Here is a 13119-nt window from a genome sequence, read left to right as displayed (position 1 = left end):
ACATGAGCGGCGCTTGCAACCCGGACCGTTTAACCCAGCAGCCGCCGCGCAATCACCTGCGCCTGAATCTCCGCCGCGCCCTCAAAGATGTTCAAGATACGCGCGTCGCAAAGCACCCGGCTAATCTTATACTCCAACGCAAAGCCGTTGCCGCCGTGGATCTGCAAGCCATTGTCGGCAGCGGCCCAAGCCACACGCGCGCCGAGCAGTTTCGCCATGCCCGCCTCGACATCGCAGCGTCGCCCGGCGTCTTTCTCAAAGGCGCTGTAATAGGTCAGCTGCCGGGCCACCATCAGTTCGACCGCCATCATCGCCAACTTGCCCGAGACACGGGGGAAGTTGATCAGCGATTTGCCGAACTGCTTGCGGTCTTGGGCATATTGCATCGAGATATCCAGCGCCGATTGCGCCACGCCAATGGCGCGGGCGGCGGTTTGGATGCGGGCGGACTCGAATGTCTCCATTAACTGCTTGAAACCACGACCCTCTTCGCCGCCGAGCAGGTTCTCGCCCTTTACCTCGAAGCCATCGAAGCCAAGCTCGTATTCTTTCATCCCGCGGTAGCCCAGCACCTCAATCTCACCGCCGGTCATGCCGGGAGTGGGGAAGGGGTTGGCATCATCGCCGGGGGTCTTTTCCGCCAGAAACATCGACAGGCCACGGTGGTCCGTTGTCTCAGGGTCGGTGCGCGCCAGCAGGGTCATCACATGGGTCCGGGCCGCGTGGGTGATCCATGTCTTGTTGCCGGTCACTTTGTAGTCGTCCCCGTCCTTCACCGCGCGGGTGCGCAGGCTGCCGAGGTCGGACCCGGTGTTAGGCTCGGTGAAAACAGCCGTCGGTAGGGTCTCGGCGCTGGCGATGCGGGGGAGCCATTTTTCCTTCTGCGCGTCGGTGCCGCCGCAAAGGATCAGTTCCGCTGCAATCTCGGACCGGGTGCCGAGCGAGCCGACACCGATATAGCCGCGAGACAGTTCTTCGCTGACCACGCACATGGACGCTTTGGTCAGACCCAGCCCGCCGTATTCTTCGGGGATGGTCAGGCCGAAAACGCCCATCTCGGCGAGTTCTTCGATCACCTCCATCGGGATCAATTCATCCTTGAGGTGCCAGTCATGGGCGTAGGGTTCGACCTTCTCTACCGCGTAGCGGCGGAACTGGTCGCGGATCATTTCAAGCTCTTCGTCGAGGCCACTGACGCCGAAGGTAACGTCGGCGTTGCGCTCCTGCATGAGCTCCACCAGACGGCTCCGCGCCGCTTGCGTGTTGCCGCTGCGGGTGAGGGTCGTGATCGAGGTGTCGTCGAGCGCCGCTTCATCTTCGGCGCTCAGGCCGAGATATTGCAGGCGCAGCATTTCGCCTTGGTTCATCTGGATGCCGCCACGAATCTGGCAGAGGTATTCGCCAAAGGCGATCTGGTGCAGCAGTTGCTCGACCTCGCCAAGCCGCCCGTCGCTTTGCAGCCGCTCGGCCCAAAGCTGCATCTGCCGCAGCGCTTGCACATAGGTCGCGAGCCACGCCAGCCCGTGGGCGGCGGTCTGATTGGCTTCGATCAGCTTGGCCGACACACGGTCGCCCTCGCTCACCTGCGCACGCACCGCGGCGGTGGCGTTTTCGAGCAACCGGTCCAGCGGCGCGATCGCCGCGCCGGTCAGCCCGGTCAGATCGTCGAGAATTATGCTGTGCATCGTCATGTCCTGACCGTCATGTGCCATGGGCTGTCCTTTCTTGCTTGGGGCAGACATAGCGCCTTCGCAGTTGCAGCACAACAAAGATACGTTTTACCGCGGCGTTTTGTTTTTATATTGCGTGATGAATTTTGCCCGTGCGGCGGCGGATCAGCCTGCTATGTAGCGGCATGGACAGTATTTTCCCCTTTCTCACCCCGCTCGAATTTTACGCTGCATTGGCAATTGGACTCTGCGGAGGATTCGTAAAAGGCGTTGTAGGCTTTGCTCTGCCACTGGTTTTGATCTCAGGCCTTACGACTTTCATGGCGCCGGAATTGGCCTTGGCCGGGCTGATCTTGCCGACGGTCTTGGCCAATGCGTTCCAGGCGCTGCGACAGGGCCCGCGCGCGGCGGTGGGGTCGATCCGCTTGTTCTGGGTCTTTCTGCTCTGCGGCGGAATTACTCTCGTGCTGTCGGCGCAGATGGTGCGGGTGATTCCCGAGCCTGCGATGCTGCTGGCGATTGGCGTGCCGATTGTGGGTTTCGCGCTGTTGCAACTCTCGAAGTACAAATTCCATCTGGCGCAGCGCTCCCTGTGGGTAGAGGCGCTTGTGGGTGGTTTTGCGGGGGCTGTGGGGGGCGTTTCGGGCGTCTGGGGGCCGCCGACGGTAGCCTATCTTACGGCGCTTGGTACGGCGAAGCATGACCAAATGCGGATACAGGGTGTGATCTATGGCTTGGGCGCGGTGGCGTTGCTAGGGGCGCATGTGGGGTCAGGCGTCTTGAATGCACAGACTTGGCCGTTTTCGGCGCTGTTGCTGGCGCCGGTGATGCTTGGGGTTTGGCTCGGCGGTAAGGTGATGGACCGGGTTGATCCGGTGCTGTTTCGCAAGATGACGTTGGTGGTGCTGATGGTGGCGGGGCTGAACTTGATCCGGCGGGCGGTGTTCTAGAGAACTTCAATGTTGCCACCCCAGCCCGGAATCAAGCCGTAGGCGCCGGGCCATCGCCTGCCCGCCCCACCGGGTAGGCGATTTAGTGAGGCTGGGTGCGACGTGGCGAAGTCACTTCACGGCTGAACCATAAAGTGGCATGAACGAAACTTCGGATCGCCGACCCGCGGGCAGGCGATAGCCCTTGGGTTTAGATCGCAAGGGGGTCGCTCGCGATAACTAGACAGCATCGTTTCGGTTGTGTGGGCTGTTACGCTGCGCTCTCATCGCTTCTTCGAAGCGACTTCCGCGCATCACACCTTACTGCGTAAGGTGTTTGGTGGAGCCTAGCGGGGGCTAATCAAAATCTCTAAGTCACTGTAATAGAACATTAATGCAGTGCTGTGTTTGCTTGTGTGTCACACCTTATTGCCGCACTATGCCGTTCTGCAACCTCCTAATTATGACAGGAACCATCTAATTGTTCTGCCCGGCCCGGTTGGCAGCATGCTTAATCAACAGGCAACTGCTCTACCGCCCACGTCTTCGGTTTCACCCCCAAGGCTGTCTTTCGCTGCTTATATCTTGTGATGATGCTGCGGAGCCGTATCCCGAGCGGTCCGCAGGTATACGTAGGAAGTGTTATATCGCAATGACTATCCTACCCGTATTGGTAACCAGTGCGATAAAACCTCTTAGTGTAACTATCTATATAGAGTTAGGCATTAGTGCCTACATAGCTTAGTGTCCTTATTTGTATATGAGTGTCTACTAGAAGAGTGCTAACTGCAGCCCTACCATGATATAAGTTATTGTAATATATCGGTAGTATATCTCGGTGTGAGCACTGCTGCATGTAGTATTTACTATATTCAGATGAAACAGATACCAAGCCGGGTTAATCTCTCTAGGGAGGAAGGGCCAAGGGTTCTGGGCCTTTGGTTTCGGGCTAGGCCACTGTGATGCCTGTCTAAAAAGAAAATAGATACTAGCGCCGCATTCGTGCCGCGGAATACGCCCGTGCTGCCCTTTGCCGATCTGCGTCTGGTGAGCGTTAGAGGCTTTCTGGTGGGTTCCTATGTGTCAGGGGCAAGCCATTCGCCTCTTGAGCCGCATTGCTAGTGGCAGGCTGCCCGAAGTCGGGCCAGGCCTGTAAGCATGGGGGAGCCCTATTAGTATGAATGCTACGCACAGCCCCTGGGCGGTCCGCAGAGGCGCCTTTCCGCTCCATGACGCCCACTGGCGGCCCGGCGGTCCTAATGGTCCTGTATGGCCAGAAAACTCGACTAACTTGGTCTTGCTACTTCGGTCTTGGCCAAACTCCTATGCCGCATTGATCCGGTTCAGAACACGCATTACCTGTGACGCTTGCCAGCTGCCTCCTCTGGCAGTCCGGACGCCTGCCCGGTTGAGGTGCTCCGCGATTTCTCGCAAGGGCTTGCCGGCATCCCTAAGCGGCTTGATGATACCTGCCACGTCCTTAGCGCGCGCTTCGGCATTCGCCTTAACTGCAGCGTTGCGGCGCATGGTCGTGTCACGTAGGCCGCCGAGCTGCACACCACGTGCCTTCGCTTCGGCTAAGGCCGCCTTGGTCCGTGCGGAAATGAATAGCCGCTCCTGCTCCGCCAAGGCTGCATAGATATGCAGTTGGAAGTTGTCTGCATAAGGCATCTGGGCAACCCGAAAACTGACACGCTTGTCTTCCATAAGGGTGGCGATGACCGAGACCTTGCGGGACAGCCTGTCCAACTTGCTAACTAAAAGGGTGGCACCTGCCTTGCGACACAGATTGAGCGCAGAGGAGAGTTCCGGCCTATCTGCATTTGCGCCACTCAGCACGTCTGTGAAGGTGCCTAAAACTCGGTATGGCTCTGCACTAAACCCGTCAAGGTATAGGTCGATGTCGCGCTCTTGTGCATCCAGCCCTAGTCCGCTCCTACCTTGTTCTTTCGTGCTTACGCGCTTGTAGATGACGTATTCCTGCATGTCCCGGCCCTACCCTCTGACTGTCTTCTCAGGCAGCATCGAGCGGTATGTTGCAAATGTCAACGATGGTTGTGACTGTTACGGCGCCATGAAGCCTTGCTCTCCAACATAAGGACCTCTACCTTTACGAGAAACACAGAAGGACAGCCCATGGCAAAAACACAGTTCTACAAGCGGGTCAAAGGCCCCATGGATAACTACGAAGACTGGTATTACCTCGAAACGAAGCCCGACGGCTCTCAAGAAGTTCTACATGACTGGAGCCACGTCACTCCAAGCCTGAAAACCAACTCCGGCAGCAAGTCGTATACGGTGGAGGACTTTCTTGCGGCGGAAGATGTCCGCGTTGACGCTAAGACTGCATTGAGGGAACACTTGGCTTAAGCCTAGTGGATTGGCTATTGTGAGCGCGAAGGCGCACAGAGCCTACCCCACGGGGGAAATATAGCAGTGCGAGCAGATAGATCGGGGCTCGAAAAAATCTGCCGGGAATTGGGAGTTTCCGATTGCCGGCTTCAATCCGACGCAGGGCGAGAGGACAGTTGATGCAACGTGGTGTTATGCTCCCCCCAATCGCTCTCTCACGGAAGCGCACCGGAACCAGCTTTGCGGTAGTCGGAGATGGGTCCTTCCTCCAAGCGGCACCTGCGGCCATACTATATTGGGACAAGGTCTACGCACCCGTCGCGATTAGAGGTATGGCACCGCAATATGATGCAGCAGTGGACCGAATGACGGACCTCGGCATTGCTGAAAGCGTAGACATTAAGTCCGAGAACTCCTTCACGGAGCTAGACATCCCAGTGATGCTAGAGAAGTACTCGGACACCCTTAGCGCCCTTGATAAACGAGACGGGGAGCTGTGGTCCGTCCTTCCGCTGACTTCCCCTGATCGAGACACTCTGTCAGATCAGGCCTCGGGGTTCTTACGGCGTAGCGCCTCCCCCACGGCATCAGTGGAAGTGACGCTCAGGAAGGCTCTGCCGGTACCCGATAGAGAAGTGCCCTACGAGGACCTCTTAGACTTTAAGGCGAAACGCAAGGAACAGTTAGATAGATTGCACTCTGAGATAAGCCTCTTGGCCGGTAAATATATCCACAATAAAGACGACGCGACCGCGCTGGGCCTTGCACTTATGGACTTACGGACGGCTCTGAGCGACCTAGAGAAGGTCTACAGTGAGAGATGGACCGTCAGGGCGCTTAAGGACCTCTCATCGGCGTTCATCATTAACGGCCTCTGGCCAGCTGGCGTCACGTACATGGTCGGCGTTCCAATCGATAAGGCCTTTCTCGCCGGTGCTGGAGCGACCGTCTTGCATACGGCAGTGGCGGCTACTGTCAGCGCCAAGCATGGAAGCAACCCATACGCCTATGCGATAAGTGCGGCAGCGATTTGACTAGAGTTCATATCGGCCAATTAGGTGGGACAAACAGAAACATGCCCCAGTCGTTTCTGCACGTGTAGCAATGGTTTGGCGGGATGGTAGGCGATCCAGGGCCGCCCACCGGGCTGTCCTATCTGACCTGAGTGTAGCCTCTGAGGTGTTGCAACGACAGTCCTGCATGCTGAACCCTAGCGACTGCATCGTACAATAGCTCCAAGGGCGCACTTCCATCGCCGTAACGCCCCGCCATACCGGGCAGCGCATGTCCGAGCAGAATATCGTTTATGTCAGGCGGAACACCGGCATGGCGACAGGCGTCTTTAAAGTTGTGTCGGAAGGAGTGAAAGGAAGTCTTGTCCGATTTGATGCCCAGCTTCGTGATGTAGCTACTGAAGTCCTTGGACGACCTGTCGGAGTAGTAGCCTGACCTATCGATTGTAAGGTTGGGGAATACACGCTCGTGACCCTCTGAACGTTTGGCCCGTACGTATTTCAAAAAGCCAAGCCTGAGCAGTTCCGGGTGCAAAGGCACCTCGCGGGCTTTTCCGCCTTTAATGCGCTGGGTCTCATCACCTTGACGAAAGCGCAGGCGCTGTATACCCCCATCTTCGTCCACGTCCTCGATCCGCAGCTGGCAAAGTTCGTTCAGCCTCGCGCCTGTGAAAAGGCCCAGTAGGGGAAGCCAGTACCAACTTGTACCACTCATGTCTGTGAGGCCCGGTTGTGTGCGAAGCCGCTCGGATTTGCATCCCGTGAACAGGGGGCTGCTAAAAATGACTTGAAGCTGATCCTTGCTAAATGGGCTCGCTTCTGTCCGGGCACTACCTCTGGTCGCCAGTTTCATTGGGCCGAAGATGTCGCTAACCGGTGCGTCGAGTTGTTTGTCAGCCCAATTCCATAAGGCTTGCATGCGTCCGAGCGCCTTGTTGATGGTGCTAGTGGAAAGCGTGGCCATGTTGTGCGTCTTAGCAGCCTCTATAGCTTCACGTGTGGATAGCTCCTTAGTCTGGGCATACTTGGTGCTGTTGGCAGGTAACTGGCTCAGTGCTTCCTTGAATGCCCTTGCGTCGGGCTTCCTGTACTCCAAGAGCGGTCTATCCCCGAACAGTTCAATGAAAAGGCTCGTCCACCTCTGATAGTCGTCCAGAAGTTTTGGTGACCACTCACCACCCTTCTCGGCCTCGGCTCTGCGTTCAGCGAACAGCGTCGAAAGGAGGGGCCCAGAGCCCGTCACATCGCCCCCCTGAGGGGCTGCAGGGGTTTTGCGCCGGACACCTCCCGTGTCACGCGCTTTGGCTTCCAGAGAGGCGCTCTGAGGCGTTGTAAATACATAGTGATCCAGCGACTGGTTATACTCTAGCCCAGCCTTAATCATGCTAACCTTAGCCTTCCTTATCTCATCGAGGATTACCGGTATTCTCGACCCTTGCTGCCCTAGCTCGATGCCGGTGCCAGCGCCGAACCTAGCCAACTCTTTCTCTGCGTTTTCACGCCCAAGTAGCTGCCAGAAGTCGCTATTTGGTAGTTCATGTATTTCTAGTGATCGCTCCGCGTCTTGCCTTTCCTCCGCCGTGAGCGGCCCTATGGCACTGCGTCGCTCAATGGAGGCGTCTAGCTGTGCTTGAAAGTAGGCGTGAGCCATCGCGCGGAGTTCAGCGTACTTCATGCCAGTCCCTGTCGTGCTTCGGTTAAGTTCGTCACCGCACACTGCAAGATGTCTGGCCAACCTGCCAGCCTCCCTTGGGCACCTCGTACGGAGGGACAATCGCAGACTTTTGCGGGGGGCTGTTCTGTCCGCCTGTAGCTGCGGCCAGCGGAAGTAGAAAATGCCGTGTCGTGATTTGGTCAGATACGCATGTAGCTTCATTGTGTGTCACACCTATGTGTCACACCACTCTAATGTTCAACTAACATACTGAACTGTAAAGATTTGGTGGAGCCTAGCGGGATCGAACCGCTGACCTCCTGCATGCCATGCAGGCGCTCTCCCAGCTGAGCTAAGGCCCCATCGTGGATCGTATCGTGTGATCCGGGTCGTTATGCGCCGCTAACTAGGCGCTGGCGGAGGCGGGATCAAGCGGAAAATTGACCCCGCCGCCGATTAATTAGTCTTCGTCGTCCGACGCGACTTCGGCGATATCATCGAGGGGAACTGTATCCTCATCGTCATCGTCGTCATCCAGCAGATCGTCGTCCAGATCGACATCGACTGTGTCGTCGTCATCCACCAGAGTCTCGTCGTCCGCCTTGTCGCCCTTCTTAGCCTTGGCTGTGACCGCATCCTCGGCATCCGCCGCGATCATGCGGGACTTGGAATTGTCGACCTCGACCTCTTCGCCCGTGTAGGGGCTGATGATCGGATTTTTATTGAGGTCATAGAAGCGCTTGCCCGTAGTGGGGCACAGGCGCTTGGTTCCCCATTCTTCGTTGGGCATGAAACACCCCTTTATAATATTACTGTTGCGTGTAGATGATTCCGGCCAAGTGCCATATGAGGGGGGCACTGTCAAAGGCTTTGGCCACTATCTAGGGACGTTGCCTCGGTAATGAAAGACCCAGTGCTGCCCGGCAACCCGCCGATTCCCCTGACCCTGCGGCGTTCAGCGCGTGCCCGGCGCATCTCTTTGCGCATCTCGCAGCTGGACGGGCGGGTGACGCTAACCATGCCCAAACGGCTACCAGAGCGCGAAGCCTTGGACTTTGCCGAGACTAAGCAAGACTGGATTCGCAAACATTTGGCCGAGCGGGGGGAGGACGTGATTGTCGCCCCCGGTGCCGAATTGCCCCTCGGCGGCAAAATGCTGCGCGTTGCAGCAGGGCAGGGGCGCGGTGTGCGGATCGGGGATCAGGACATCATCGTCCCTGGTGCCCCTGAGAGTATCGGCAAGCGTTTGGCGGCGCATCTCCGCGAAGTGGCGCGGGATCGGCTTGCTGGTGCTTGCGACGACTATGCAGCCCGTCTGGGCCGTCCCTACAGCCGTCTGACCCTGCGCGACACACGCTCTCGCTGGGGGTCTTGCACCAGCGACGGCGGGCTGATGTTTTCTTGGCGGCTGATTATGACCCCGCCCGAGGTGCTCGACTATGTCGCGGCCCATGAAGTCGCCCATCTGGCGCAGATGAACCACTCACCCGCCTTCTGGGCCGAGGTCACGCGCATCTATGGCGACTACGCAGCCCCCCGGCAATGGCTGCGCGATCACGGTGGTGGGCTGCACCGCTACAAGTTCTGACCACCCCGCGGTACTTGACCAACGCCAGCTTTGTGATCACAACCAAACCATGAACCTAAGCCCTCGCCCCGTCGAGGCCACGCCGCTGGCCCATGACCGTGTCTACCGCGGGTTGCGCTCGCGCATCATGCATGGCGACCTGCCACCGGGCCATGCCTTGACCCTGCGCGGGATTGGCCGTGAATACGAGGTCTCAATGACCCCCGCCCGCGAAGCGGTGCGGCGGCTGGCGGCTGAAGGCGCGCTGACCATGTCGACCTCAGGACGCATCTCGACGCCCGAGCTTAGTAACGAGAGGATTGAAGAACTGGCCGCCCTGCGGGCACTCTTGGAAGTCGAACTGGCATCCCGCGCATTGCCGCGCGCCCATATGGCGCTGATCGAGCGGATGCAGACGATCAACACCAACATCGCCGAAGCCGTCGCGCACCGCGATGCGGTCAGCTATATCCGCACCAACCTGGAATTCCACCGCACGCTGTACCTCCGCGCCCAAGCGCCCGCGATGCTGGCCATGGCCGAAACCGTCTGGCTGCAAATGGGCCCAACTATGCGCGCGCTCTATGGCCGTTTGCGGCGAACCGAGCCGCCGCATTTCCACCGGCTGATTATCGCAGCACTGCGGGCCGGGGATGAACCCGGCCTGCGGCTGGCCGTGCGCTCAGATGTGACACAAGGCCTGCGGATGTTGGCCAGCTAACCTCTAGCCGGTCACGCCATCTTTTGCCGGCGGCGCCGGTTCGATCAGCCAATGTGTACCAGTTGAGATAATGCAGCTCACGCCATCGGGACGGCTCATCAGCACAGTGAAGCTGCCGCTTTGAGGAGAGGCAAAGACTTCGATCAGCGATTCTGCGCTTTGCAAGCCACGGGCCGACAGGGTCTCGCCATATGCCGTTTCCAACTGCGTGACGAGAGCAGCGCGCGGCGCGCAGGACTGGGCCCAAGCGGGCGGGCCAGTGCAGGCCATCCCAAAGAGCAGGGCAGAGGTGAGGATGCGTTTATACATGACAGGCTCCCTTGTTGCGTGAACATAAAGGGCGCCCGGCGGCGAAGAGGTGTCGCAGACACCCTGTGCTACTAATATCGGAGTGTTCGGGAGTATTTTCAAATCACACCGTTTCACGAATGACTTGCGCGGCGCTTGACAGATGCGCCGGGCGTGCGCATGAGTATCGCCATGGAAAAGACTTTCACCTCAACAGTCTATTACCCCCGCTCCTAACCGGCGCGGCACCCTTCCCATATCCAACAGCCGCCACAGCGCGGCTTTGCTTGTCTCCCTGTGGTGATCACAGAAAGAGACGACATGCCCCATATCCGCCCTGCGACGAAGCCTGACCTACCAATGGTTCTTGATCTCGCCCACGCGCTTGCCGCCTACCACGGCGATGCCGCGACGCTGAGCCTCGCGGCGCTTGAGCGCGACAGCCTCGGCCCCGCTCCGTGGGTCACCTTGCTGGTTGCGGAAGGCACCACCGGGCTGCATGGCTACGCGGCGCTTTGCCCGCAGATGCAGCTACAGTTTGGCGCGCGAGGGATGGACCTCCACCATCTCTTCGTCTGCGATACGGCGCGAGGCAAGGGGGTGGGCCGCGCCCTAGTGCAAGCAGCACTCGAACACGCGCGCAGACAAGGGTGCGTCTATGTCACGGTCGGCACGGATCTGCAGAACCGGCGCGCACAGGCGTTCTACCGCCGCGCCGGGTTTGACCAGATCGCGCCTGATCCACGATTTCGGGTAAAGCTGGCTTAAGCCGCCAGCCCCTTGCGACCCATCTCAAGGAACTTGGTCCGGCGGTCTTTCACGAGCGCCTTGCCATCCTTACCGTCGAGCTCTTTAAGCATCGCGGCAATCGCCTTGCCCACAGCTTCGATGGATTGTTCAGCATGGCGATGCGCGCCGCCCATCGGCTCGGGAATGATCCGGTCGATCACGCCAAGGGTTTTAAGCTCCTCAGCGGTCAAACGCATCTGCTCGGCAGCTTCGCGCATCTTCTCGCTGTCTTTCCACAGGATCGAGGCGCAGCCCTCGGGCGTGATCACCGAATAAACCGAATGTTCCAGCATCGCGACACGGTTCGCCGTGGCAAAAGCCACCGCCCCGCCAGACCCGCCTTCACCCACGATCACGCTGATCAGCGGCACGCCGATCTGCAAGCATTTCTCCGTCGAGCGCGCAATCGCCTCGGACTGGCCGCGCTCCTCGGCCCCCTTGCCCGGATAGGCGCCCGGCGTGTCAACAATGGTCACCACCGGCAAGTTGAACTTGTCCGCCAGTTCCATCAAACGCACCGCCTTGCGGTAACCTTCGGGCCGCGCCATGCCGAAATTGCGCTCAATCCGGCTCTTGGTGTCATTGCCCTTCTCATGGCCAATCACCATGACCGGGATGTCATTGAACCGCGCCAAACCGCCCATAACCGCATGGTCATCGGCAAAGTTCCGGTCCCCCGCCAGTGGCGTGAACTCGGTAAACAGCGCCTCAACATAGTCCTTGCAATGCGGCCGTTCAGGATGGCGCGCCACCTGACACTTCCGCCACGGCGTCAACGACCCATAAAGATCCTCAAGCATCACTGCCGCTTTTTTATCCAGCGCCTGCGCCTCAGCGGTGATGTCCATCTCTTCATTGGACCGGGCCAGCGCCCGCAGCTCTTCCGCCTTGCCTTCAATCTCGGCCAGTGGTTTTTCGAAATCCAGATATTGGGTCATTACATGCTCCGGCTTGTTGCTTGTGTATATGGAGCGCAACGCGCCGGTTTGCAACGCGGGTTTGGGCAAGACGCGCCGCCCCCTTTACCTTCATTCTTTCATAAATACCCGCGGGGGGCCGGGGGCAGCGCCCCCGGCGGCCTGCCAAAAGGCTCAGCCCCCGGCAATCATCTCCGACTGCCGCACCACAACCTCAGCCTGTTTGATGCTGGCAATATCCACCAAACGCCCTTTATAAACGGTGGCCCCTTCGCCCTTGGCTTTAGCCTCATCCATCGCCGCAAGAATCTCCCGCGCCTCGGCCACGGCCTCCTCCGATGGGGTGAAAACCTCATTGCTCAAGGCCACCTGCTTAGGATGGATCGCCCATTTGCCGACCATGCCCAGTGTCGCCGAACGCCGCGCCTGCGCCCGGAAGCCTTCATCATCTGAGAAGTCGCCAAAGGGTCCATCGACCGGCAGCACGCCGTGCGTCCGGCAGGCTGCAACAATCGCCGCCTGTGCCCAATGCCACGGGTCGGACCAATGCTTTTGTCCCTCGCGCTGCATGTAATAGTTTTCCTGCGTGCCGCCGATGCCCGTTGTCTGCATGCCCATGGAAGCGGCAAAGTCCGCTGCCCCCAGCGACATCGCTTGCAAGCGCGGCGAAGAGGCGGCGATCTCCTCCACATGGGCGATGCCCGCGGCTGACTCGATGATCACCTCAAAGCTGATCTTCTTCTCGCGGCCCATCGCCGTCTCCACTGCGGTTGCCAGCGCATCAACGGCATAGACATCCGCCGCGCAGCCCACCTTCGGGATCATAATCTGATCCAGCCGCGGCCCGGCCTGTTCCAGCAGATCGACCACATCGCGATACCAATAGGGCGTGTCCAAACCGTTGATGCGCACCGAAAGCGTCTTGTTGCCCCAATTGACCTCGGAGATCGCTTTGATGATATTTTCGCGCGCGCTGTCTTTGTCGGAGGGCGCCACACTGTCTTCGAGATCAAGGTTGATGACATCCGCATCCGACGCCGCCATTTTCTCAAAGATCGCCGGGCGGGAGCCGGGGCCGAACAACTGGCAGCGGTTTGGGCGGGCAGGGGCGGCGGGCTGGATACGGAAGCTCATAAGGCACCTATGGGTAATATTGTTTCATTCAGGTTCGTCAATCTGGTATGAAATTGCGTCGCCAATCGCAAGTCGATTTCGCAAG

At 58.9% G+C, this 13119-nt stretch carries 13 protein-coding genes and 1 tRNA gene; 6 read left to right on the top strand and 8 right to left on the bottom strand.

Annotated elements, in window-relative coordinates; translation table 11 throughout:
• Positions 1-29 precede the first annotated feature (29 nt).
• Positions 30-1712, bottom strand: coding sequence for an acyl-CoA dehydrogenase family protein (locus tag BLS57_RS01010; RefSeq protein ID WP_093738273.1), 1683 nt, complete (start codon positions 1710-1712; stop codon positions 30-32).
• Between the two features lie 143 nt (positions 1713-1855).
• Here BLS57_RS01010 and BLS57_RS01005 point away from each other — a divergent pair, with 143 nt between their 5' ends.
• Positions 1856-2620: a sulfite exporter TauE/SafE family protein gene (locus BLS57_RS01005; RefSeq protein ID WP_093738271.1), complete on the top strand. Its 765-nt coding sequence runs from the start codon at positions 1856-1858 to the stop codon at positions 2618-2620.
• Positions 2621-3922: 1302 nt separating this feature from the next.
• Here the strand turns inward: BLS57_RS01005 and BLS57_RS01000 are convergent.
• Positions 3923-4585: a recombinase family protein gene (locus BLS57_RS01000; RefSeq protein ID WP_093738269.1), complete on the bottom strand. Its 663-nt coding sequence runs from the start codon at positions 4583-4585 to the stop codon at positions 3923-3925.
• A 150-nt stretch (positions 4586-4735) separates the two neighbouring features.
• Here BLS57_RS01000 and BLS57_RS00995 point away from each other — a divergent pair, with 150 nt between their 5' ends.
• Together BLS57_RS00995 and BLS57_RS00990 are read left to right on the top strand one after the other, a co-directional pair.
• On the top strand, positions 4736-4969 hold the full coding sequence (locus tag BLS57_RS00995; RefSeq protein ID WP_093738267.1) for a hypothetical protein: 234 nt from the start codon (positions 4736-4738) through the stop codon (positions 4967-4969).
• 347 nt (positions 4970-5316) lie between these two features.
• On the top strand, positions 5317-5985 hold the full coding sequence (locus tag BLS57_RS00990; RefSeq protein WP_139186605.1) for a DUF6236 family protein: 669 nt from the start codon (positions 5317-5319) through the stop codon (positions 5983-5985).
• Positions 5986-6103: 118 nt separating this feature from the next.
• Here BLS57_RS00990 and BLS57_RS00985 read toward each other — a convergent pair whose 3' ends face one another.
• The 3 genes from BLS57_RS00985 to BLS57_RS00975 all read right to left on the bottom strand — a co-directional run bounded on the left by BLS57_RS00985 (position 6104) and on the right by BLS57_RS00975 (position 8408).
• Positions 6104-7639 (bottom strand): site-specific integrase, encoded by a 1536-nt coding sequence (locus BLS57_RS00985; protein ID WP_167356356.1) that lies wholly within the window; start codon positions 7637-7639, stop codon positions 6104-6106.
• A 265-nt stretch (positions 7640-7904) separates the two neighbouring features.
• Positions 7905-7980: transfer RNA gene (locus BLS57_RS00980), tRNA-Ala, on the bottom strand.
• A gap of 98 nt (positions 7981-8078) precedes the next feature.
• Positions 8079-8408 carry a TIGR02300 family protein gene (locus BLS57_RS00975; protein ID WP_093738261.1) on the bottom strand — a complete coding sequence of 110 codons (330 nt, stop codon included), beginning with the start codon at positions 8406-8408 and terminating at the stop codon, positions 8079-8081.
• Positions 8409-8519: 111 nt separating this feature from the next.
• On the opposite strand from BLS57_RS00975, the gene BLS57_RS00970 reads away from it, so the two are divergent.
• Positions 8520-9206, top strand: a complete 687-nt coding sequence (locus tag BLS57_RS00970) for a M48 family metallopeptidase (protein WP_093738259.1) — start codon at positions 8520-8522, stop codon at positions 9204-9206.
• Between the two features lie 49 nt (positions 9207-9255).
• Positions 9256-9906, top strand: coding sequence for a GntR family transcriptional regulator (locus BLS57_RS00965; RefSeq protein ID WP_093738257.1), 651 nt, complete (start codon positions 9256-9258; stop codon positions 9904-9906).
• A gap of 3 nt (positions 9907-9909) precedes the next feature.
• Here the strand turns inward: BLS57_RS00965 and BLS57_RS00960 are convergent, their stop codons facing one another.
• The gene (locus BLS57_RS00960) at positions 9910-10215 is read right to left on the bottom strand and encodes a DUF2059 domain-containing protein (protein ID WP_093738255.1); all 306 of its coding nucleotides are present in this window, start codon (positions 10213-10215) and stop codon (positions 9910-9912) included.
• A 300-nt stretch (positions 10216-10515) separates the two neighbouring features.
• On the opposite strand from BLS57_RS00960, the gene BLS57_RS00955 reads away from it, so the two are divergent.
• The gene (locus BLS57_RS00955; protein ID WP_093738253.1) at positions 10516-10962 is read left to right on the top strand and encodes a GNAT family N-acetyltransferase; all 447 of its coding nucleotides are present in this window, start codon (positions 10516-10518) and stop codon (positions 10960-10962) included.
• Here the strand turns inward: BLS57_RS00955 and BLS57_RS00950 are convergent.
• Together BLS57_RS00950 and BLS57_RS00945 are read right to left on the bottom strand one after the other, a co-directional pair.
• Entirely contained in the window at positions 10959-11921 is a 963-nt protein-coding gene (locus BLS57_RS00950) for an acetyl-CoA carboxylase carboxyltransferase subunit alpha (protein WP_093738251.1), read from the bottom strand. The two genes, BLS57_RS00955 and BLS57_RS00950, sit on opposite strands and share 4 nt — an antisense overlap.
• A 153-nt stretch (positions 11922-12074) precedes the next feature.
• Positions 12075-13034: an L-malyl-CoA/beta-methylmalyl-CoA lyase gene (locus tag BLS57_RS00945; RefSeq protein ID WP_093738249.1), complete on the bottom strand. Its 960-nt coding sequence runs from the start codon at positions 13032-13034 to the stop codon at positions 12075-12077.
• Positions 13035-13119 lie beyond the last annotated feature (85 nt).

Source organism: Sulfitobacter delicatus (genome assembly GCF_900102535.1).
GTDB lineage: Bacteria > Pseudomonadota > Alphaproteobacteria > Rhodobacterales > Rhodobacteraceae > Sulfitobacter > Sulfitobacter delicatus.
This window is presented reverse-complemented; position numbering and strand designations above follow the sequence as displayed.

What these genes read in the sequence shown, in the direction of transcription:
- BLS57_RS00975 (WP_093738261.1), bottom strand. Translation starts at nt 8,408, where the DNA reads ATGCCCAACGAAGAATGGGGAACCAAGCGCCTGTGCCCCACTACGGGC.
- BLS57_RS00965 (WP_093738257.1), top strand. Translation starts at nt 9,256, where the DNA reads ATGAACCTAAGCCCTCGCCCCGTCGAGGCCACGCCGCTGGCCCATGAC.
- BLS57_RS00955 (WP_093738253.1), top strand. Translation starts at nt 10,516, where the DNA reads ATGCCCCATATCCGCCCTGCGACGAAGCCTGACCTACCAATGGTTCTT.
- BLS57_RS01010 (WP_093738273.1), bottom strand. Translation starts at nt 1,712, where the DNA reads ATGGCACATGACGGTCAGGACATGACGATGCACAGCATAATTCTCGAC.
- BLS57_RS00950 (WP_093738251.1), bottom strand. Translation starts at nt 11,921, where the DNA reads ATGACCCAATATCTGGATTTCGAAAAACCACTGGCCGAGATTGAAGGC.
- BLS57_RS00960 (WP_093738255.1), bottom strand. Translation starts at nt 10,215, where the DNA reads ATGTATAAACGCATCCTCACCTCTGCCCTGCTCTTTGGGATGGCCTGC.
- BLS57_RS00970 (WP_093738259.1), top strand. Translation starts at nt 8,520, where the DNA reads ATGAAAGACCCAGTGCTGCCCGGCAACCCGCCGATTCCCCTGACCCTG.
- BLS57_RS00995 (WP_093738267.1), top strand. Translation starts at nt 4,736, where the DNA reads ATGGCAAAAACACAGTTCTACAAGCGGGTCAAAGGCCCCATGGATAAC.
- BLS57_RS00985 (WP_167356356.1), bottom strand. Translation starts at nt 7,639, where the DNA reads ATGAAGTACGCTGAACTCCGCGCGATGGCTCACGCCTACTTTCAAGCA.
- BLS57_RS00945 (WP_093738249.1), bottom strand. Translation starts at nt 13,034, where the DNA reads ATGAGCTTCCGTATCCAGCCCGCCGCCCCTGCCCGCCCAAACCGCTGC.
- BLS57_RS00990 (WP_139186605.1), top strand. Translation starts at nt 5,317, where the DNA reads ATGACGGACCTCGGCATTGCTGAAAGCGTAGACATTAAGTCCGAGAAC.
- BLS57_RS01000 (WP_093738269.1), bottom strand. Translation starts at nt 4,585, where the DNA reads ATGCAGGAATACGTCATCTACAAGCGCGTAAGCACGAAAGAACAAGGT.
- BLS57_RS01005 (WP_093738271.1), top strand. Translation starts at nt 1,856, where the DNA reads ATGGACAGTATTTTCCCCTTTCTCACCCCGCTCGAATTTTACGCTGCA.